This window comes from uncultured Sphingomonas sp. (assembly GCF_936927845.1).
Lineage (GTDB): Bacteria > Pseudomonadota > Alphaproteobacteria > Sphingomonadales > Sphingomonadaceae > Sphingomonas.
Genome location: NZ_CAKZHV010000031.1, coordinates 76,907 through 97,713, shown reverse-complemented (window position 1 = coordinate 97,713; position 20,807 = coordinate 76,907). Strand labels below are relative to the sequence as shown.

Sequence of the window (20,807 nt, the reverse complement as noted above, 5' to 3'; positions counted from 1 at the left end):
CGGTGGAGGCGGGTCCGACGGCGTCACCGTGCCAGCCCCACACCCTGAGACCGGACGAGGGCACGCCACCGCGCCCTCGCCCCTTCCCCTCACCAGATGCGCACGCGCTCCGCGGGCGCGATATACTGCTTCTGGTCGGGCGTGATCTTCCACGCGGCATACCAGGCGTCGACGTTACGCAGCGGGTTCACCGCGCGGATCTGCCCCGGCGAGTGCGGGTCGCTGACGAGCTGCTGGCGCAGCGCCTCGTCGCGGAACAAGGTGCGCCACACCTGACCCCAGCCAAGGAAGAAGCGCTGGTCGCCGCTGAACCCGTCGATGACTCGTGCAGGCTTGCCGTTCAGCGAATTGTGGTACGCGTCGAGCGAGATCAGCACGCCGCCCAGGTCGGCGATATTCTCGCCCATCGACGCCTTGGCATTGATGTGGATGCCCGGCAGCCCGGCGAAGTCGTACGCCTCATATTGCGCGCCGTAGCGTGCCGCCTGCGCCTCGAACTTCTGCGCGTCGGCGGGGGTCCACCAATCGCGCAGCACGCCCTGCCCGTCCGACTTGCGTCCCTGGTCGTCGAACCCGTGCGTGATCTCATGCCCGATTACCCCGCCGATGCCGCCGTAGTTGACTGCATCGTCGGCCTTGGGGTCGAAGAATGGCGGTTGCAGGATCGCCGCCGGAAACACGATCTCATTCTTGACCGAGCTGTAGTAAGCGTTGACCGTCTGCGGCGTCATGCCCCACTCGGCGCGGTCGACCGGCATGTTCATTCGGTTGCGGTCGTAATCCCACTCGAACCGCGACGCGCGCTCGGCATTGCCGACGAGGTCGCCCGGCACGATCCGCAGGCCCGAATAATCGCGCCACTTGCTCGGATAGCCGACCTTGACCGTGAAGCCCCTCAGCTTGTCCTGCGCCTGCGCCTTGGTCGCGGGGCTCATCCAGTTGAGGTTCTGAATCCGGCCCGCGAGCGCGACGCGCAGGTTCGCGACCAGCGTGTCCATCTTCGCCTTCGACTCGGGCGGGAAATAGAGCTGGACGTAATCGCGCCCAATCCCGTCGCCGATCCCGTTCTCCGCGAACGCAACCGCGCGCTTCCAGCGCTCGCGCTGCTGCGGCTGACCGTTCAGGAACTTCGAGCGGAACTCGAATTGCGCGTCGACGAAGCGCTTCAACAACAAGGGCGCGATCTGGTCGGTGGTGCGAAACGCCTCCCACGCCTTCAGCGTGTCGAGGTCGGTATCGGCGTAGACCTTGGCGATGTTCGGAAACGCGGTATTCTGCGCCACGATCGCGCGCTCCGACTTGCCCAGCCCCGCTGCCTGCCAGAACGGGCCCCAGGGGAAGCCCGGTGCCTGCGCCTTCAACTCGGCGAGCGTGGTCAGGTTGTAGGTCTTGTCGCGGTCGCGGCTCTGTGCGCGCGTCCAGTGTGCCTGCGCCAGTCGCGTCTCCATCGCGACGACGTTGTTCGCCGCGGCGTCCGCGTTCGGCCATCCCGCCATGGTCAGCATCTGCGCGACATATTGGCGATAGCGCGCGACCTGCGGCTGGAACTTCGGATCGACGTAGAAGTCGCGGTCGCCCAGACCCAGTCCCGACTGGCGCAGGTAGAGCGCGTAGGTGTCGGGCTTCTTCGCGTCGTCCGACACGCCGGGGCCGAAGAAGCTGCCGCCGAACCCGCCGATCGCGCGGCCCATCACCGCCGCCATCTGGTTCTTGTCGCCGACCGCCTTGATCGCCGCCAGCCGTTCGTTGAGCGGCTTGGCGTCGAGCTTCTCCGCGGCCGCCTGGTCCATGAACCCGTTGTAGAGGATTGCCGCCTTCATCCGGTCGGGATTGGCGGAGTCATCTACCTTGTAGCTCTGCAGCAACGTGCGCAGCCGCTGTTCCGACAGGTCGCGCAGCACCGCGAATGCGCCGTAGGAGCTGCGGTCGGCGGGGATCTGCGTGTTCTTCGCCCAAGTGCCGTTAACGAAGCGGAACCAGTCGTCACCCGGACGCACGCTGCGGTCCATGCCCGACACGTCGAAGCCCCACGGACCGTAGCTGGTCGCCGTCGCATCGGTTGCGGCGGCGGGTCCCGGCGAAGCGGGTGCGGCCGGTGCTGCCGCCTGCTCGACCCGGCTCAGCGCCGGTGCTGCGAGCGCAATCGTTGCCGCGGCGGCGGCGAGGAAAAAAGGCTTCCTGGACAAGAACTAATCTCCGCAAGACGACAGATAGTATCGCTGGTAACCACGCTGCCATAACAACACATATGTTGCAACATCCCTGTCCTTTTGCAGCAAAGCGCCGCCCGCGTACGGATCGCAGCGTCACCGTCGCGCTTTGTGCGATCATTCACCACGAAGGATCCCGACATGCGCTTCGTCCAGATCGAGATGTTGCCCGCCGGCCGCGCGCTGGTCGACATCGACAAGCTGACCCACGCGGTCCCGCAGGAAACGGGCACGCGCCTCTTCCTCGGCGCGCAGCACCTCGACGTGCCGCATACGCTGGATGAGCTGGAAAACGTGCTCGCCGGCCGCGCGCGCGACGATGACGGTGAACAGGGAGGCGCAGGCTTCGAGATGCGGGGGCGCCGGTGAGCATCGACGCGCGTGACCGCGCCTATCTCGACCGCTGCGTCGCGCTCGCCACCGAGGCGGTTGACGCCGGGGACGAGGCATTCGGATCGCTGCTCGTCGCCGCCGACGGGCGAGTTTTGTTCGAGGATCGCAACCGCGTCGGCGGCGGCGACCCGACGCGCCATCCCGAATTTGCGATCGCGCGCTGGGCGGCCGAGCATCTGTTTCCGGACGATCGCCGCGCCGCCACCGTCTACACCTCGGGCGAACATTGCGCGATGTGCGCCGCCGCGCACGGCCTCGTCGGTCTCGGACGGATCGTCTACGCGACCTCGACCGCGCAACTGACGCAGTGGATGCGCGAACTCGGCCGCCCGCCGATCGGGATCGCGCCGCTGCCGATCACCGCGGTGATCCCCGATGCCGTTGTCGCCGGACCCGTACCCGAACTCGCCGACGCGGTGCGCGCGCTCCACGCCCGCGCCGCCGACTAAGCCTCAGGCGGCCGGGGCCGGAGCCGGAACCGGCCGCGCCTTCTCCGCCGCGATCCAGCGCAGCATTTCCGCCTCCATCGTCGGCAGCGGCACCGATCCCATGCCCAGCAGCGTGTCGTGGAAGCGCCGCTGGTCGAATCGCGTGCCGAGTTCGGCTTCCGCCTTGGCGCGCAGCTCGCGCATCTTCATCTCGCCCAGCTTGTAGGCGAGCGCCTGCCCCGGCCAGCTGATGTAGCGGTCGACCTCGATCTCGACGTCCAACTTGGCGAGCGCGGTGTGCGAGGACAAATAGTTGATCGCCTGCGCGCGCGTCCAACCCATGCTGTGGATGCCGGTATCGATCACCAGCCGCGCCGCGCGCCACATCTCGAACGTCTCGCGCCCGAACTCCTCGTACGGCGTGCGATACATGCCGAGCTTGGTGCCGAGCCACTCCGAATACAGCCCCCAGCCCTCACCGTAGCCCGAAAAATAGGTCTGCCGCCGGAACGCCGGCCGGTCGGGCGCCTCCAGCGCCATCGCCGCCTGGTGGCTGTGTCCGGGCACGCATTCGTGCAGCGTCAGCGAAACGAGATTATAAAGCGGACGCGATTTCAGGTCATAGGTGTTCATCAGGCACGCGCTCAACCCGCCGCGCCCCGAGGTGTAGACCGGCGCGATCGCGTCGGGCACCGGCAGGATCGTGAAACGGTAACGCGGCAGCGTGGTGAACACGTCCTTCAACCGCCCGTCCATCCGCTTGGCGACCAGCGCGGAGAAGCCGAGCAGCTCGTCCGGCGTCTTTGCATAGAATCGCGGATCACTGCGCAGATAGGCGAGAAACTGCGGAAAGCTGCCCTTGAACCCGGTCTGCGCGATCGTCGCCTTCATGTCGCGATCGATCCGCGCCACTTCGGCCAGGCCGACCTGGTGGATCTGCTCGGGCGAGAGGTCCAGCGTCGTATAATCACGAATCTGGCTCCGATAAAAAGCGGCACCGTCGGGCAGCGCCGCCGCCGACACCGTCGCGCGTGTGCCCGGCAGATAGGTGTCGCGGAAAAAGGCGAGCAACCTGGCATAAGCAGGCGCCGCCTGCGTATCGATCGCGGCCTGCGCTTGTGCCCGCAACTGCGCCTGCTCCGCCGCGGGGATCGACGCGGGCATTTCCTTGAACGGGTCGAACAGCGGGTTTGCCACGCCCGTCATCACATACGCCTCGATCGTCTTGTCGCGGCCCGCCAGCGTGACGCGCGGCGGCGTGAACCCCCGCGCCAGCCCGGCGCGCATGTTGGCGATGTTGCCGTCGAACCAGCGCGGCACGTCGCGCAGCCGCCCGATGTAGCGTCGATAGTCATCCGCGCTCTCCAGCGCCGAATAGGGCTTCACCTCGCCCCAGAAATAACTGTCGCTGTTGAGCGGCGCTTCATAGGTGCGAAAGTCGATGTTGGCGATCTCGGCGCGCAGCGATTCGGTCAGCGCCGCGGCGTTCAGCCGCTCCTCGGGTGACAGGCGCTGCACGGGGATCGTTGCCACCTGATCCAGCACGCTCTGCCAGTACGCGCGACGCCGCGCCCAGTCGGCCGGGGCAACCGCCGGAAAATGATCATCGCTTTCACTGCGCAATCCGTCGCTGATCTGCGCGAACTCTTTCTGCCGCCAGGTCCATTCGGCGTCGTAGATCGCTCTCAGCCGTCGGTCGGCCTCGGTCGCCGCGGCGGGTGCAGGCGGTGGAGCAGCGTTGCCTGCCAACGCGGGCATCGAGACCGGCGCGGAGGCGACTGGGGCTGCGGACGTTGCCGACGCGGGTAGCGCGCTTCCGGCCAACAGCACAACTGTCGCGGTTGTTTGCCAACGTCTCGTCATCTTCCGCCCCGATTGCCGCGGAACGTCAATGCCCGCATGTCACGGCGGCAGTGATAACCAACGAGTCGATGACCACGCAATCGCGCAGATCGTCATATCGTCCGGTTTGCTGCGTCCGGTTATGCCTCGGGGAACAGAAACATGCCGCGGCGCATCTTCCCACGTCGCAGCTAAACCAGACTAACTTGCCGCGTCAGGTAAAGACTACAGCAACCAGCGCCCAGAACGGCATGCACAATGCCAAACCGATGAACACACCCGTCATGGGCGGCATCTTCTGCGCCGTGGCGGGAAATCCTCTCTCTGCTTTTGTGTAGTTTCTCATGGTAACAATAGTACGTTCCAGCCCCTTAATAGTTCCTGTATCGATCCGGGACGATATCGCTCGTCGCTCCACGCGTCTGCGCGCGTGCGTTACCGAAAAAGCAACCACTGATGCGCCATGACCGGCACCGACCGCCCCGCCGCTCACGCGGGCGCGTGGATGAAGAGGTAGCCTGTGCTCGGCGGAACGGAATTGAAGGTCTGCGTACTCGGCCTCGGCTATATCGGCCTGCCGACCGCGGCGGTGATCGCGCGTACGGGTGCGCAGGTGCTCGGGATCGACGTGTCGCCACACGTGGTCGAAACGGTGAATTCGGGCCGCGTCCACATCGAGGAGGTGGACTTGGACGGGCTCGTCTCGGGCGTGGTCGCGCGCGGCAATCTGCGCGCCTCGACGCAGATCGAACCCGCCGACGTGTTCGTGATCGCGGTGCCGACCCCGTTCGGGGCCGACCATGTCCCCGACGTCGGCTATGTGTTGAAAGCCGCCACTGCGGTCGCGACCGTGCTGAAGGCGGGCGACACGGTGATCCTCGAATCGACCTCGCCCGTCGGCACCACCGAACAGGTGCGCGACTTCATCGCCGACCTGCGCCCGGATCTGAAGGTACCCGGCCGCACCGGCGGAAACGCCGATGTCGCGATCGCTTATTGTCCCGAGCGCGTGCTGCCCGGCCGTATCCTGGTCGAACTGATCGACAACGACCGCGTACTCGGTGGCATCACCCCGCGCTGCGCGCGCCGCGCACTCCACTTCTATCGCCGCTTCGTGCGCGGGGCCTGCGTCACCACGACGTCGCGCGCGGCCGAGATGACCAAGCTGACCGAAAACGCGTTCCGCGACGTCAACATCGCCTTTGCCAACGAACTCTCGCGGGTCGCCGAAACGCTCGGCGTCGATGTGTGGGAAGTGATCCGCCTCGCCAACCGCCACCCGCGCGTCAACATCCTCCAACCCGGCCCCGGCGTCGGCGGCCATTGCATCGCGGTCGACCCCTGGTTCCTCGTTCATGGCGCGCCCGACGATACCGCGCTGATCCGCACCGCGCGCGAGGTCAATGACGCCAAATGCGACCACGTGATCGCGCGCGCCGCCGCGCTGATCACCGCGCATCCCGGCACGCCGGTCGCCTGCCTCGGCCTCGCATTCAAGGCCAACATCGACGATTTTCGCGAAAGCCCCGCGCTCAAGGTCGCGGTGGCACTGGCCGAGCGTTTCGGCTCGCGCGTGCAGATCGTCGAGCCCTATGCCGACGCGCTGCCGGCTGCGTTCAACGGCACGGGGGCAACCCTGGTCGACCTAGACGATGCGCTGGAACGCGCGGGCGTGATGATCGCGTTGGTCGACCACGACGTGTTCCGCTCGGTTCCGCTCGAGGAGCGCGCCGACAAATACGTCTACGACACGCGTGGCATCTGGCCCGACCAGCCCGCGGCTCCCGACGCGCGCCCGGTACGGCTGGCGAGCTGACGTGCCGCCGAAGGCTGCATCAGCTCGCCAGGTCAGCGCCCCCTCAGCGTACCGACACGCACTGCGTGTCGGCGCGCGCAACCAGTGGCGCGGGCGTGCACGGCGCGGGCTCTCCCCAGATCCAGCCCGATCCGACATAGCCCAGGTACACGCGCCCGAACACGTCGGGGTCGGCAGCGACCACGCTGACCTGATCGAGCGTGCCCGCGGGGAAGTCGACCAACCGCTGCCACGTCCGCGCATCGTCGACCGAGCGCCAGATGCCGTATTCGCCGCCAACGCGCCCCGACAGGAAGATCGTCGGGTAACGCGCCCCCTTCGCCGCCTTGCCGAACGCGACATCGTCGACCCGCGTCACGTCCGCCACGACCTGCCACGTCGCGCCTCCGTCGCGGCTGCGGCGCAGTCCGGTGTCGCCGGTGTGCTCGAAGCTCGAAGTGAAGAACAGGTGCCCGGCGTGTCCCGGCACCGAGCGCAGCTTCGCCGCCATGTTGCTCACCGGTGCGATCTCGCCGTTGAACAGCTTGGTCCACGACCCGCCGTCGTCCTGCGATCGCCACAGCCCTTGCAGCGCCGCGTTTGCGCCCTCGCCGCTATGATAGAAGTAGAAGGTCCCCGGCGCCGCCTTGTCGGCGGTCACCGTCTTGCGCTGCAACCAGGTGTGCTCGAACGACCCGGGCGTGTCGCCGACCGCGCCAGACAGGCGGACCGGCTCCCAATTGGCGCCGCCGTCGTGCGTGACATAAGGCTGGCGGTTGCGCGCGGGCGCCCACACGATCGACTTGGGGTCGCTGGAGGATACCGCAATGGTGCCGAACGACATTCGCCACGGATCGTCCTCCTTGGTGCCCGGCGGCGTCGGCAGCGACGCGAACTTGCGCCACGTGCGCCCACCGTCGCTGCTGGTGCCCGCCATTACCGCATTGCCGTCCTCCGCGCAGCAGGTGCGCGCGTCACTCGCATTGGTGACGACGAAGCCGGGCTTGGCAGGCGTCCAATCGAGCTGCTGCACCGACATCAGCGTCCGCTCGCCCGGCGCGAAGGTGGTGGAATAGGCGTTCAGATCGTCCTTCACGTGGATACCGAAATCCCATGCGGCGAAGATCGGTGAGCCGCCCGCGGGCTGGATCACGTCATTCGCGACCAGTTCCTCGATCCCGCGCGTCTGGCTCACCCAATCGAGCGCGGCGGTGCCGGGCGGCACGTCGGCGTAGAACACGCCCATGCCTGCACCCACCCACAAACGGTTGGGCACGGCCGCGTCGAACATCAGGTCTGCGGTGGTGAAGAACGGCGAATTGGCGACACGCAGCCACGGCGGATCGCCCGCACCGACGGTGGCGCTGTGCGTCACGCTGCTCCAATTCTCGCCGCCGTCGGTGCTGACATAACCCTTGCCGCCGCGGTCGACGACGATCACCTGGTCGGCCCGTGGGTTGGCAGCCACCGCGGCATATTCGCGCACGGTCAGGTTCAGCTCGGCGGTCAGGTCGCGCCAGCGCCCGTCGCGGTACGACCAGATCGATTTGGTCAGATCGTCGACCCCGAAGAAGGTGCCGCGGCGGTCGAACGCGCCGCGCTGCAAGGTCAGCGGCTGCGCGCCACTGGCGGGTAGCGGACGAAAGGTCGCGCCGCGGTCGGCCGACACGAACATACCGTTGCCTGACGACAGCGCGAACAGCCGCCCGCTCGGCTTGCCGCCTGCCGGACGCTCGAACCATAGCATCGTGCCGGGAGCCTGCGCACCGGCGTCGGGGCTGCGGTCCTTGCTGACGGGGACCGAGGCGACACGGCTCCACGACGCACCCGCATCGGTCGACCGCCACAGGCCCGTTCCGGGTGTGCCAAGCAGGACGATGTCGGGATTGGCCGGATCGACCGCCATGAACGGTCCGTGCAGGCGAAACTCGCTGTTCGCGTCCCAGATCAGCGGGAACGGATTGCCCGCGTGCGGCTGCACCCAGTGGCGACCGGTGTCGTCGGACCGATACACCCGCCCCTGCAACGCCATGTAGATGCGCGCGGGCCGCGATGGCGCGACCACGATCTCGTACACCCCCGCCGCCGCGCCGTTCTGCGCGCGCGCGGTATCGGGCATCGTCGCCGCGGTGACGAGCTGCGCCCAGCGGTTCGCGCCCTTGTCCCAGATGTACGCGCCATACACGTCCGATCGCGCAACCAGCGTCTGCCCCGCCGCGTCGCTCGACAGGCCCGAGATCATGCCGCCACCACCTACCGCGACATGCTTCCACTGGTAGCGCTCGTCCGCGACAGGTGCGCCCGCGCGCGACAACGCCACGGGCGCGCTATGCGCCTGGCTGCTGCCCGGCAGGAAGAACGCGGCCGCCGCGCCCAGGATCGCGATCAGCGTCACGACGGCGACCACCCACGGCCAGCGCCGGCGCGGCTTGGCGACGAAATCCTCGTAACGGACGGTGCGACGTGCATGCGGTTGCATCGAACTCCCTGCCGATCCCGACGCGCGGCGCCGATCAATCATGCGTTCTGGTCAGCAGGTAATAGATCGCGACCGGGCTGGTGACCAGATAACGCCACCCCAGCCGCACCGGCTCGCGCGCAGCACGGTACAGCCATTCCAGTCCCAGTGCCTGCATCCACCCCGGCGCGCGCGACACGCCGCCGCCATAATGGTCGAACAAGCCGCCGCAGGTCCGCACCCATCCCACGCCGCCAAGCAGGTGGCGGTACTCGACCGCGACGCGTTCCTGCATCGGCGTGCCAAGCCCCAGCCACAACACGTCCGCCCCTGACGCGCGCACGGCGGCGCAGATGTCGGGTATAGTGTCGGGCGCGAAGTAACCATGGCGTGCGCCCACCACCTTCAATCCGGGGAAGCGGCTGCGCAGATGCTCCGCCGCGCGCGCCGCCACCCCAGGTTTGGCGCCCAGAAAATAGAAGCTGATCCCTTCGGCCGCGGCGAGCGCGGCGGCGTCCAGCAGGAAGTCGGTCGTCGCGGTCCGCTCCTCGAGTGGTTCGCGGCACATCAACCGGCTGGCGAACACCAGCGGCATGCCGTCGGCATCGACGATGTCGGCCTGTTCAATCGTCGCGCGGTAAGCCGGATCGCGGTTGAACGCGGCGACGACGCTGCCATTCGCCGAGGTGACGACGCGCGGCATCGCCAGATCGCCCGCGCGCGCGCGCAACATCCGCCCGCATCAGCGCGGCGAGTTCCTCGCGTCCCAGTCGCGCGATTCTGATCCCGCCGATCGTTGCGGTGCGGATCGCGGCCATGCCGCCCACCGCTCCCCGTTCCTCGTCACGGCTGAACGGCTCGTGCCCCACCCCGTCCCTTTTCCGACTTCGCGACACTTGCCACGCGCGACCATGGCCGCCGGCACCGGCTGACACCCAGCCTACCACGGGTCATATGCGCAAGCGGACGCGCGCGTGGCAAGTCCCTGATCGGCCGGGCCGACGTCAATCTTGTCCAATGCCGCGCCCTTCGTGGAGCGATGGATCAGGATCGCCTTGGCGCGCCGCGACACGTCAAGAATCCGCAATGCGACGCAACCGGCCAGAAAACACAGGCTAGGATACAGGATGTAGGTGTAGCGCGTCACCGGCCGGCCCCAGATTCTGCGCCAGCGACACCAGTCGGACGCGCGGGTCGCGCTCGGCCAACACCGCCGCCGCCGTGCCATCGCGCGAGGCATCGTCGACGACGACGACCTCGTGCACCGGATAGGTCTGCGCCAGCGCAGACGCGATCGCGTCGCCGACCACGTCGGCGCGACGATAGGCGGTGATGATCGCCGACACGCGCACCGGCTCAGCCACGAGCCTGCCCCGCGCGCGCAGGTTCGGGTGCGCGTCGCAGCCGCAGCGCGGCGTAAGCGAGCGTCATCATCAGACCGGCGGCACGCTCGGTCTGGAGCAGGGTGACGCTCGTCAGGCTGCTGATCCCGCCGAACAGCAGCACCGTCACCCACAATCGCGCGAACCGGTCGTGCGGCAACCGTCGGTACGCCCGCGCGATCGGGGCGACCACCAGCGCGGTACAGCCGAGCAGCGCACCGGGCCAGCCTGTGGTCACCAGCAGGTCGAGGAACGAATTGTGCGCATTCCCCAGCCGCATCAGCAGCGCGTCGCCTGACCGGAACAGCGGCCCGGCCTCCCCGATGAAGAACGACATGAACCCGCTGCCCGCGACCGGATGCGCCGCGGCATAATGCCACAGGAACGCCCATAACCGCGTTCGCCCCGCGAGCGTCACGTCGCCGAACAGATCGGCGAGCACGATTGGCACCACCGCGGCCGCTACGGCGCCCGTTACGACGACGAACGGCGCCGCCACGATCGTGGCGATTGATCCCGGCGCATACCGCGCGACGCGCGTCAGCGCTGCCGCGACGAGCAACGCCAACGCGAGCGCGAGCACGGAGGTCTTCGCCCCGGCCGCGATCATCACCGCGATGAGCAGCGGCAGCAGCGCCAGCCGCCAGCGCCCGCCCCGCTCGCGCGCCTTTAACAGCGTCAGCAGGAACGCGAACGCCAGCGCCTCGCCGAACTTCGCCTTGTGCGGGTGGAGCCCGCGCCACAACCCGGCGAGCGTCGGCTCGACCGCGTCGCTCGCCTGATGGATCGCGACATCGGGGCAGAGCACCACGGCCGCGAGATCGAGCGCGACGATGCCGAGCAACGTCGCCGCCAGCACGCGCACCAGCAGGCGCTGCGACGGAACCAGCACGACCAGCGCACCGACGCCGAACAGGTACGCCACCTGCTTGCCCCAGTTGAGCACCGCTTTCGCGGGCACGGCGGCGACGAACACGGTCACCGCCGCCCATAGCAGGAACGCGACGAGCAGCGGATCGGGCAACCGCAGCGCGAATGCCGGGTAGCGCGCGCAGGTCACGGCCGCGAGCGCGGCGAGCCCCAGGTAGAACGGCAGATAGAGCTGCTGATCGACCACCGCATATTGCACGAAATCGGCGCGGTCCTGCAGCGGCTGGAACCCGACCGCGGCAACCCACGTCACCGCCGCGACGATCAGCACGAGCGGCCAGTTGCGCGGAAGCGGTTGCACCCGCCGCCGCCGGGCCACGAACACGAGCGGCTCAACCGCGCCGGGCACGCGCTGGTCCGATATACCGGGTCAATCGCGGTCGATCGACGGCGACGGCGTGCCGCAGCGGTCGGCCGAAACGGCAGCACGCGCGATCGCACCCACTTTCCCGTGCGCACATCCGTCAACAAGCCCCCGCCTGTTTTCCCCCACGCCTGGTGTACGCACCGTCGTGCGCGCGCACCACTGCGGTGATGTCCAATTGCGCGCACGACGGTTGTGGCGTGCCGGGGCTCAGTTCAGCCCGGCACCGATCAGCCCTTGCGCCGCGATCCACTGCGTCATCAGGCTCGCGGGGTGAACGCCGTCATAGGTCGGCGGCGCCCCGAGTTGCGCGGCGAGATCGACGCGCCATCGCCCCGACCCGTTGTCGACCAGCGCCGCCAGATCGATCACGCGCTCGCAACCGTACGCACGCGCGTTGGCGCGGATCCAGTCGGCCATCTGGACGAGCACGGCGCCCGGCGGGGTCACGCTCTGGTTGGCAAGCGTCGCCCAGCTGTCGCTCGACGCGGTATGCGGCAGCGGCGTCACCGCCCAGACACGGTGCCCCATGCCGACGAGTTCGTCGGTCCAGTTGAGCCAGCGATCCTGGATCTGCGCCAGCGTCAGTCCCGCGAAGGCATCGTTGGTGCCCGACAACGCGTGGATCACATGGGTATAACCCAGCCGCCGCAACGCATTGCTGCGCCCGACGCGCCGCCCGCCCGCGCCGCCGTTGACGTTGGTCAGGTAATCGAGCCGGTCGCCCGGCGCGGACAGGTTGCTCCACGCGACGCGATTGGCCAGCGCGCGCTCGATCCAGCCCGAATTGCCGTCGGCGTCATTGTCCCAGCCGAGCGCGCCGTCCGACATGCTGACGTTGCCGTAGCCGATCGAATCGCCGACGATCGCGACCGCCGGATGCCGCCGCCGATCGGGGGTCCGCCCCAGGATCGCGATCGGCTGGATCGTCGAAGCGAGCGGGCTTGCGCCCGTGATCGTCCCACCCCATGCCCAGTCGGTCGCGTTGGCGCCGATGTAGCAATAATCCTGCCCGGCGAGCACCGAGCGGCTGGCAGCATAGCCCGATCCGCTCGGCACCCAGATGCGTGTGCCGATCGCCTCGCCCGCGCGGCGGTTGACCGCGACCGGCTCGGGCAGCAGCAGGTGGTCGGCGGGGACGCTCGGCGACAGATTGCCATTCGCGCTGACGCGCCTGACCACCGCCGCGCCGTTGCCGGTCGCGCCCCACATCGACTGCGCACCCCACGTCGGCTCGATGCCGAGATGAATGCCTGAAAGCGCCGCGGTCGATACCTCGCCCGGTTGCAGCGTCCAGCCGGCATAAACCGGCATCAGGTCGATCGCGCCGTACGGCAGCACGTGCCGCGTGCGCGCGACGCCGGGATTGTTCGCGGCGACCGCGCGCCCGAACGCCGCGCCGGTCCGGCACGCAACCGGAAAATACCCCTCGTGCCGCGCTTCGGCGAGTGCGCGCGCGCCGAGCGCGAGCCCCTGCGCTTCGATGTCGAGCGCCATCGTCACTGCTCCACGCGAAAGGAAAGCGTGCCCGACACGCGCGCGAACTGGAGGTAATAGCGCGCGCCCGCGACACTTTCCTCGCCGATCGCGGTGTTGACGTTGCCGCTCCACACGCCCTTGGCCGAGCCGTCGACGAAGGTCAGCGGCTGCCGCGTCGCACCGCCGTCGCTCGATCGCAGGACACTCACCGTGCCGCTCCACTCGCCCGCCAGCGTGACGGTGATCGCACGCATCAAGTCGGGGGTGAACGGGCCCACGACGCCGCTCTCCGCCAGCGTCCCCGCGAGCGGCACCGACGTTGCCGCGGTCGCCACCGCGCGCATCGGCAGCGGGTTGGTCCGGTCGACCGCGACCGCCACGCCGTCGCGCGCGCCGAGCGTCAGCGCGATCTGCGGCACGAACCCGCCGGGTGCACCAACCTGTACGTCGTTCATCACGTCGCCTCCTTGTTCGTTCGTTGTTTGTTCCGGCTATGCGGCACCTCGCGTGTAGGACAGCGACAATCGTGCGCGGGCCGGCAGTCCGCGCCGGCGCCGCCGCTTGAAGCGGGCGGAGGCGCGTGTCACACCTGCATGACGCTCGCGGAATGGGAGCGCTGCCGGGCGGATGGGGGACGTGTTGGCGAACGGAAATCGGATCGCATCGATCGATGCGCTGCGCGGGGTGGCGGCGCTATGCGTCTGCGTTCAACACGCGGTGCAGCCGATCACCGCCGCGCCGGGGTCGTCTGCACGCTCGCCCGCCGTTCATACCTGGCTTTCCGCGATCACGCTCGATCGCTTCGATCTTGGCCGCTACGGCGTCGTGCTGTTCTTTCTGATCAGCGGCTATGTCGTGCCGTTCAGCCTGCGCGGCGTGCACGCGCTGCCGCGCTTCGCGCTCACCCGCGTCCTGCGGCTCTACCCCGGCTTCTGGCTCTCGGTCGCGGCGATGACGGCGACCAGCGCCGCCGTGCCGACCTCCGCGCAGCTCGTCGCCAACCTGACGATGGCGCCGACGCTGTTCGGCCAGCCGCCGGTTTCGGGCGTGTATTGGACGCTGTTCGTCGAACTCGCCTTCTACGCCTTGTGCGCCGCCCTGTTCGCGGCCGGCTGGTTGCGCCGCTCCGCCGCCGTGTTCGCGCTCGGCCTCGTCTGCATCGCGCTACCGGTTGCGGGCGTGATCGCGCGTGCGCTCGGCGTCCCGGTGCCGCTTCCTTACCTCGGCGCGCATCTGTCGTTCCTGTTCGTCGGCGCCTTGCTGCGGATTGCGCAGGAAGAACACGCGCCCAGGAGGTACGCGCTCGCGCTCGCGACCGCCGCACTCCTCGCGCTGCCGCTGCTGGCAAGCCAGAGCGACCACAGCTTCACGCGTTCGACGCCGACGGGCGTCTTCCTCGCCGGGGTGGCAGCGCTCGTGAGCTTTGTCGCGTTTCACCGCCGCGCGGGCGCGGTGCCGCCCGCGTTGTTGTGGCTGGGCGCGGTCAGCTACGGTGCCTACCTGTTCCACATCCCCGTGACGCGCATCGTCGTTCGCCTGATTCCGCCCGACCACGCGGCCAACGCGATCCTGTTTCTCGCAGCGACGCTCGCCGGCACGCTCGTGATCGCGGCGGCGGTTCACCGCTGGATCGAACGGCCCGCGATCCGCTGGGGTCAGCGGCTGACCCGCCGCCCGCGCGCCGCGATCGCCGTCGCCCCGTGATCGTGCGCTTGGCCTGATCGGCGGCAACGAAGCGTTCAGGGTTGCGAGGCATAGCCGCGACGCTACGACGGGCGACCTGACGGCGGGGGTAACAATGGTGACGACGTTGGTGACCGGCGCGGCCGGGTTCATCGGGATGCACGTGGCCGAGCGGCTGCTCGCGCGCGGCGACCGCGTGATCGGCATCGACAATCTCAACGATTACTACCCGCCCGCGCTCAAGCACGCGCGCCTCGCGCATTTGGCCGAGCGCCACGGCGACGCCTTCACCTTTCTCCCGCTCGACTTCGCCGACATGGCCGCGCTGACGCAGGCGCTGCACGGATACGCGTTCGACCGCATCGTCCACCTCGGTGCGCAGGCGGGCGTGCGCTACTCGATCGAGAATTCACACGCCTACGTCCAGGCGAACCTCGTCGGTCACGTCAACCTGCTCGAACTCGCGCGCCAGCGCCGCGTCGCGCATCTGGTCTACGCCTCCTCCTCGTCGGTCTACGGCGGCAATACCAAGCTGCCGTTCGCGGTCGAGGACCGCGTCGACCACCCCGTCTCGCTCTACGCCGCGACCAAGAAGGCCGACGAGCTGATGAGCGAAACCTATGCGCACCTCTACCGCCTGCCGCAGACCGGATTGCGCTTCTTCACCGTTTACGGGCCGTGGGGCCGCCCCGACATGGCCTTGTGGCTGTTCACCGAAGCGATGTTCGCGGGCCGCCCAATCAAGGTATTCAACAACGGCGACATGCAGCGCGACTTCACCTATATCGACGACATCGTCTCGGGCGTCGTCGCCTGCCTCGATCACCCACCCGCCGACGACGGCGCGGTGAAGGCGGGCGGCAGCGTCGCCCCGCACCGGCTCTACAATATCGGCAACAACAATGCCGAACAGCTCGGCCGCATGATCGACGTGCTCGAACAGGCGACGGGGCGCACCGCGATCCGCGACCACCAGCCGATGCAGCCCGGCGACGTGCATCGCACGTTCGCCGACATCTCCGCGATCAACCGCGACCTGGGCTACGCGCCGACCACCGCGATCGACGTCGGCATCCCCCGCTTCGTCGACTGGTACCGCGACTATCACGGGATCCGTGCCTGAGCGCGCGGCATCGCTTCGTTAAACCTTGCACGCTAGGCTGCAGCCCGAACGACCAAGCGGGGTTGCAGTGACGATCAAGGTTCTGTCGGTGTTCGGGACCCGGCCCGAGGCGATCAAGATGGCGCCGCTCGCGCTCGCGCTCGCCGCCGACGCGCGCTTCGACGCGCGCATCTGCGTAACCGGGCAGCACCGCGAGATGCTCGACCAGGTCATGCGCCTGTTCGATCTCAGCGCCGACCACGACCTCGCCGTGATGCGGCCCGGACAGGATCTGACCGGGGTCGCGACCGCGGTGCTGTCGGGCATGGCGGAGGTGTTCGCGCATCAGCGCCCCGACATGGTGCTGGTGCACGGTGACACGCTGACGACGCTGGCGGCATCCTTGTCGGCCTATTGGCACCGCATACCGGTCGCGCATGTCGAGGCGGGGCTGCGCACCGGCGACCTCTACGCCCCGTGGCCCGAGGAAGCGAACCGCAAGCTGACCGGCGGCCTCGCCGCGCTCCACTTCGCGCCAACGACGCGCGCCAGCCAGAATCTGCGCGCCGAGGGGATCGATCCGCGGATCATCACCGTCACCGGCAACACCGTCATCGACGCGCTGTTGAAGGTGGTGGCCCGCTTGCGCAGCGACGCCGATCTCCACGCGCGCGTCACCGCCGGCCTGCCGCTGCCCACCCCCGGCCGGCGCATGGTGCTGGTAACCGGCCACCGCCGCGAGAATTTCGGTGCCGGGTTCGAGCGGATCTGCGCCGCGCTCGCGCGGCTGGCGCGCGACTTCCCCAGCGTCGACCTGGTCTACCCGGTTCACCTCAACCCGAACGTGCAGGAACCGGTCAACCGATTGCTCAGCGGCCTGTCGAACGTCCACCTGATCGCACCGCTCGATTACCTGCCGTTCGTCGCCATGCTCGACGCGGCGACGCTGGTGCTGACCGACTCGGGCGGGATCCAGGAGGAAGCGCCGTCGCTCGGCAAGCCGGTGCTGGTCATGCGCGACACCACCGAGCGACCCGAGGCGGTCGATGCCGGCACCGTGCGACTGGTCGGCACCGACAAGGAAGCGATCGTGCGCGAGGCATCGCGGCTGCTGACCGACGCCGACGTTTATGCGGCGATGAGCGGGGTGCACAATCCGTACGGCGACGGTCACGCCGTACCGCGGATCGTCGACGCGCTGGTCGCCTGGGCGGGCCGGAACGAGGTGCCGCCGCGCGCGGTCGCGTGAGGCGACGGGTCGGCGGATGGACGATCCCGGCGGCGCGACGGGAGCGCCACCGGGAATGATCGCTCAGGTCAGGCGTCCGCCTTCTGCTTGCCGATCGCGGCGAGCAGGTCGTCGAACGACTTGGTGAAGCTCGCTACGCCCTCGTCGACCAGCGTCTTGGTCACGCCGTCGAGGTCGAGCCCGAGCCGCTCGGCATCTGCGATCGTCTTGCGCGCGCCCTCGACATCCTCGGTCAGCGTAACCTTCACGGTGCCGTGGTCGCGGAACGCGTCCATCGTCTTGGGCGGCATGGTGTTGACGGTGTCGGGGCCGATCAGCTCGTCGACGTAGAGGGTGTCGGAATAGTCGGGGTTCTTGGTGCCGGTCGACGCCCACAGCAGCCGCTGCGGCTGCGCGCCCTTGGCAGCGAGCTTCTGCCAGCGGTCGGAGGCGATGAACTCCTGGTACCATGCATAAGCCAGCTTCGCGTTGGCGATCGCGACCTTACCCTTCAACGCCTTGGCCTCGTCACCGCCTTGGCCGGCATCGATCTTGTCGTCGATCTTGCCGTCGATCCGGCTAATGAAGAAGCTGGCCACGCTGGCGATCTTGTCGACGGGCATGTCCTTCGACACGCGCTCCTCCAGACCCTCGACATAGGCGTGCGCGACGTTCCGGTACGACTCGACCGAGAACAGCAGCGTCACGTTGACGTTGATCCCCTTCGCAATCGTGTCGCGAATCGCGCGGACGCCGTCGTCGGTACCGGGGATCTTGATCATCAGATTGGGGCGGTCGACCGCCTTCCACAGCCGCTCGGCTTCCTCGGCGGTCTCCGGCCCCTTGAGCGCGAGATAGGGCGACACCTCGAGGCTGACATAGCCGTCCTTTCCGTCCAGCCGGTCATAGACGGGGCGCAGCACGTCGCACGCTGCCTGGATGTCCTTGACCGCCTGCGATTCGTAGCGCGCCATCGGCTCGGCACTGGGATTGGCCTTGTCGAACTCGGCGAAACCGGCGGCATAAGCGTCGCCCGCGCCCATCGCCTTCTCGAAGATCGTCGGATTGGAGGTGACGCCGGTCACGCCGTCCTCGTCGACCAGCTTCTTCAAGCCGCCGGCATCGAGGAACTTGCGGTCGACAAAGTCGAGCCACGGCGCCTGACCGATGTCGCGGAGTTGTTCGAGCTTGCTCATGCCTTGAAATCCTCTTGATCGCCGTTCGCGCTGGACTGCCAAATACCGATATAGGGATGCGCGCCTTGGATCGCCCGCGGCGCGCCGATCCTGGTCAGCCCATCACTTCCTTCGCGACCTTGACCACATTCTCGACCGTGAAGCCGTATTTGTCCTGCAGCTTGGCGATCGGGGCCGAAGCGCCGAAGGTCGACATGGTGATCGTCTTTCCCTCGTAGCCGACGTAGCGGTCCCAGCCGATCTCGCCCGCCATCTCGATCGCGACGCGCGCCTTGACCGACTTGGGCAGCACGCTCTCCTTATAGGCGTCATCCTGCTTCTCGTAACGGTACCAGCTCGGCATCGAGACGACGCGCGCGGCGATGCCTTCTTCCTTGAGCTTCTCGTACGCCTTCACCGCCAGCGACACTTCGGAGCCGGTCGCGATCAGGATGACCTGCGGGTTCTCGCTGTCGGCAAGCACATAGCCGCCCTGTGCGACACCCGCGGCGCTGGCGTACTTCGAACGGTCGAGCGTCGGCAGCGGCTGGCGCGAGAGCACCAGCGCAGCAGGCGTGCTGCCGTCCTTGAGCAGCGCGCGCCACGCCTCGGCGACCTCGTTCGCGTCACCGGGACGGATCGTGTCGAGCCCGGGAATTGCGCGCATCGTCGCGAGCTGCTCGATCGGCTGGTGCGTCGGCCCGTCCTCACCCACGCCGATCGAATCGTGCGTGTAGACCCACACCGAGCCGATCTCCATGATTGCCGACAGGCGCACGGGCGCGCGCATGTAATCAATGAAGACGAGGAAGGTGGAGCCGTAGGCGCGCAGGTGCGACAGCGCCATGCCGTTCACCACCGCGCCCATGCCGTGCTCGCGCACACCGAAGTGGAAGTTGGTGCCGCCATAGTTGCTCGCCTCGAACGAGCCGGCTTCCTTGATGTCGGTCTTGGTCGAAGGCGCAAGATCGGCCGAACCACCGAGCAGCCACGGCACCTTCTTCACGATCGCGTTCAGCACCTTGCCGCTCGAATCGCGGCTGGCGAGCCCCTTCTCGTCCGCGTCGAACGTCGGGATCGTATCTTCCCAGCCATCGGGCAGCTCGTCGGACAGGAGCTGCGTGAGCTCGGCCGCCTCGCTCGGGAATTGCTCGGTGTATTTGGCGAGCAGCGCTTCCCACTCGGTACGCAGTCTCTCGCCGCGGCCGCGCACCGCCTGTTCGAACGCGGTCTTCGCGTCGGCGGGAACGTAGAAGTCCTTTTCCGGCCAGCCGTACGCCTGCTTGGTCTTGGTGATCGCCTCCGCGCCCAGCGGTTCGCCGTGCGCCTTCTCGCTTCCCGCCTTGGGGCTGCCCCAGCCGATCACCGAATGCGCGACGATGAAGGTCGGCTTGTCGTTCGTCGCCTTGAACGTGTCGAGCGCGGCGTTCATCGCGGCAAGGTCGTTGACGTCGTTCACGTGGATGACGTTCCAGCCATAGGCCTGGAAGCGCTTGCCGACGTCCTCGTCGAACGCGAGGTCGGTCGCGCCCTCGATCGAGATGTGGTTGCTGTCGTAGATCCAGCACAGGTTGGAGAGTTTCAGGTGGCCCGCGATGCTCGCCGCCTCTGCGCTGACGCCTTCCATCATGTCGCCGTCGCCGCATACGACGTACACGTCATGGTCGAACAGCGTGAAACCGGGCTTGTTGTACCGCGCGGCGAGCCAACGCTCGGCGATCGCCATGCCGACCGAGTTGCCGCACCCTTGCCCGAGCGGCCCGGTTGTCGTCTCGACGCCGGTGGTGTGGCGATATTCGGGGTGGCCGGGCGTCTTCGACGACAGCTGGCGGAACTGCTTGATGTCGTCGAGGCTGATCGCGGGATTGCCCGTCTTCTTGCCCGAACCATCGACCTCTTCGACGCCGGCGAGATGCAGCAGCGCGTAGAGCAGCATCGAGGCGTGGCCGACCGACAGCACGAAGCGGTCGCGGTTGGGCCATTGCGGCGCGCCCGGATCGTAGCGCAGGTAATTGCTCCACACCGTCCAGCCGACCGGTGCCAGCGCCATCGGCGTGCCGGGGTGGCCCGAGTTCGCCTTCTGCACCGCGTCCATCGACAGGGTGCGGATCGTGTCGATCTGCAGCCGTTCCGGCGTGCCGTCCTCGTGCAGATCGGTGCCGGCGGTCGCGGCGGTAGCGGTGTCAGTCATCGGGAAGCCTCTTGTCGGGTTGAAGCGCGAACGCACCGATGCGCGCCCGGTTGCCGAATGCCTGCCGCCTTAGACGCTCGCTCTACCGCGTTCCAGATGCGTAACGACTTTGCCGCGCTGCCCAGTGGCGCCGCCCACTTGCGCGCC

16 protein-coding genes are annotated in these 20,807 nt (G+C 68.1%); 6 read left to right on the top strand and 10 right to left on the bottom strand.

The genetic code is table 11. From position 1 onward, the window contains the following. Positions 1-89: 89 nt before the first annotated feature. Positions 90-2,186: a M13-type metalloendopeptidase gene (locus Q0579_RS05300; protein WP_298809921.1), complete on the bottom strand. Its 2,097-nt coding sequence runs from the start codon at positions 2,184-2,186 to the stop codon at positions 90-92. A 165-nt stretch (positions 2,187-2,351) separates the two neighbouring features. On the opposite strand from Q0579_RS05300, the gene Q0579_RS05295 reads away from it, so the two are divergent. Next, on the top strand, positions 2,352-2,579 hold the full coding sequence (locus Q0579_RS05295) for a hypothetical protein (protein ID WP_298809918.1): 228 nt from the start codon (positions 2,352-2,354) through the stop codon (positions 2,577-2,579). Further along, the gene (locus tag Q0579_RS05290) at positions 2,576-3,052 is read left to right on the top strand and encodes a nucleoside deaminase (RefSeq protein WP_298809916.1); all 477 of its coding nucleotides are present in this window, start codon (positions 2,576-2,578) and stop codon (positions 3,050-3,052) included. Before Q0579_RS05295 ends, Q0579_RS05290 begins: the two co-directional genes overlap by 4 nt. A gap of 3 nt (positions 3,053-3,055) precedes the next feature. On the opposite strand, the gene Q0579_RS05285 is transcribed toward Q0579_RS05290, so the two are convergent. After that, a complete protein-coding gene (locus Q0579_RS05285; RefSeq protein ID WP_298809913.1) occupies positions 3,056-4,789 on the bottom strand; it encodes a DUF885 family protein in 1,734 nt (577 codons plus the stop codon). 604 nt (positions 4,790-5,393) lie between these two features. Between Q0579_RS05285 and wecC the strand changes: the two genes are divergently transcribed. Beyond that, positions 5,394-6,689, top strand: a complete 1,296-nt coding sequence (wecC, locus tag Q0579_RS05280) for a UDP-N-acetyl-D-mannosamine dehydrogenase (protein WP_298809912.1) — start codon at positions 5,394-5,396, stop codon at positions 6,687-6,689. Between the two features lie 43 nt (positions 6,690-6,732). Here the strand turns inward: wecC and Q0579_RS05275 are convergent, their stop codons facing one another. From Q0579_RS05275 to Q0579_RS05250, 6 genes are all read right to left on the bottom strand, one after another. Continuing rightward, positions 6,733-9,147, bottom strand: coding sequence for a hypothetical protein (locus Q0579_RS05275; RefSeq protein WP_298809907.1), 2,415 nt, complete (start codon positions 9,145-9,147; stop codon positions 6,733-6,735). Between the two features lie 34 nt (positions 9,148-9,181). Further along, positions 9,182-9,859: a WecB/TagA/CpsF family glycosyltransferase gene (locus Q0579_RS05270; RefSeq protein WP_298809905.1), complete on the bottom strand. Its 678-nt coding sequence runs from the start codon at positions 9,857-9,859 to the stop codon at positions 9,182-9,184. A 382-nt stretch (positions 9,860-10,241) separates the two neighbouring features. Next, positions 10,242-10,490: a glycosyltransferase family 2 protein gene (locus Q0579_RS05265; RefSeq protein ID WP_298809903.1), complete on the bottom strand. Its 249-nt coding sequence runs from the start codon at positions 10,488-10,490 to the stop codon at positions 10,242-10,244. Further along, complete coding sequence (locus Q0579_RS05260; protein ID WP_298809900.1) at positions 10,483-11,787, bottom strand: O-antigen ligase family protein; 1,305 nt, start codon at positions 11,785-11,787, stop codon at positions 10,483-10,485. Before Q0579_RS05260 ends, Q0579_RS05265 begins: the two co-directional genes overlap by 8 nt. Positions 11,788-12,012: 225 nt before the next feature. Beyond that, the gene (locus Q0579_RS05255; protein WP_298809897.1) at positions 12,013-13,299 is read right to left on the bottom strand and encodes an SGNH/GDSL hydrolase family protein; all 1,287 of its coding nucleotides are present in this window, start codon (positions 13,297-13,299) and stop codon (positions 12,013-12,015) included. Between the two features lie 2 nt (positions 13,300-13,301). Beyond that, positions 13,302-13,736, bottom strand: coding sequence for a hypothetical protein (locus Q0579_RS05250; RefSeq protein ID WP_298809894.1), 435 nt, complete (start codon positions 13,734-13,736; stop codon positions 13,302-13,304). Positions 13,737-13,920: 184 nt separating this feature from the next. Here Q0579_RS05250 and Q0579_RS05245 point away from each other — a divergent pair, with 184 nt between their 5' ends. The 3 genes from Q0579_RS05245 (at position 13,921) to wecB (ending at position 17,315) form a co-directional block, all read left to right on the top strand. Continuing rightward, positions 13,921-14,985 (top strand): acyltransferase, encoded by a 1,065-nt coding sequence (locus tag Q0579_RS05245; RefSeq protein WP_298809892.1) that lies wholly within the window; start codon positions 13,921-13,923, stop codon positions 14,983-14,985. A 97-nt stretch (positions 14,986-15,082) separates the two neighbouring features. Then, on the top strand, positions 15,083-16,087 hold the full coding sequence (locus tag Q0579_RS05240; RefSeq protein WP_298809957.1) for an SDR family NAD(P)-dependent oxidoreductase: 1,005 nt from the start codon (positions 15,083-15,085) through the stop codon (positions 16,085-16,087). 67 nt (positions 16,088-16,154) lie between these two features. Further along, complete coding sequence (gene wecB / locus Q0579_RS05235; protein WP_366522265.1) at positions 16,155-17,315, top strand: UDP-N-acetylglucosamine 2-epimerase (non-hydrolyzing); 1,161 nt, start codon at positions 16,155-16,157, stop codon at positions 17,313-17,315. A 68-nt stretch (positions 17,316-17,383) separates the two neighbouring features. On the opposite strand, the gene tal is transcribed toward wecB, so the two are convergent. Then, entirely contained in the window at positions 17,384-18,490 is a 1,107-nt protein-coding gene (tal, locus tag Q0579_RS05230; RefSeq protein WP_298809889.1) for a transaldolase, read from the bottom strand. 94 nt (positions 18,491-18,584) lie between these two features. Then, positions 18,585-20,660: a transketolase gene (gene tkt, locus Q0579_RS05225; RefSeq protein ID WP_298809887.1), complete on the bottom strand. Its 2,076-nt coding sequence runs from the start codon at positions 20,658-20,660 to the stop codon at positions 18,585-18,587. Between the last annotated feature and the right edge of the window lie 147 nt (positions 20,661-20,807).

What these genes read in the sequence shown, in the direction of transcription:
- Q0579_RS05295 (WP_298809918.1), top strand. Translation starts at nt 2,352, where the DNA reads ATGCGCTTCGTCCAGATCGAGATGTTGCCCGCCGGCCGCGCGCTGGTC.
- Q0579_RS05285 (WP_298809913.1), bottom strand. Translation starts at nt 4,789, where the DNA reads ATGCCCGCGTTGGCAGGCAACGCTGCTCCACCGCCTGCACCCGCCGCG.
- Q0579_RS05275 (WP_298809907.1), bottom strand. Translation starts at nt 9,147, where the DNA reads ATGCAACCGCATGCACGTCGCACCGTCCGTTACGAGGATTTCGTCGCC.
- Q0579_RS05270 (WP_298809905.1), bottom strand. Translation starts at nt 9,859, where the DNA reads ATGTTGCGCGCGCGCGCGGGCGATCTGGCGATGCCGCGCGTCGTCACC.
- Q0579_RS05255 (WP_298809897.1), bottom strand. Translation starts at nt 13,299, where the DNA reads ATGGCGCTCGACATCGAAGCGCAGGGGCTCGCGCTCGGCGCGCGCGCA.
- Q0579_RS05250 (WP_298809894.1), bottom strand. Translation starts at nt 13,736, where the DNA reads ATGAACGACGTACAGGTTGGTGCACCCGGCGGGTTCGTGCCGCAGATC.
- tal (WP_298809889.1), bottom strand. Translation starts at nt 18,490, where the DNA reads ATGAGCAAGCTCGAACAACTCCGCGACATCGGTCAGGCGCCGTGGCTC.
- tkt (WP_298809887.1), bottom strand. Translation starts at nt 20,660, where the DNA reads ATGACTGACACCGCTACCGCCGCGACCGCCGGCACCGATCTGCACGAG.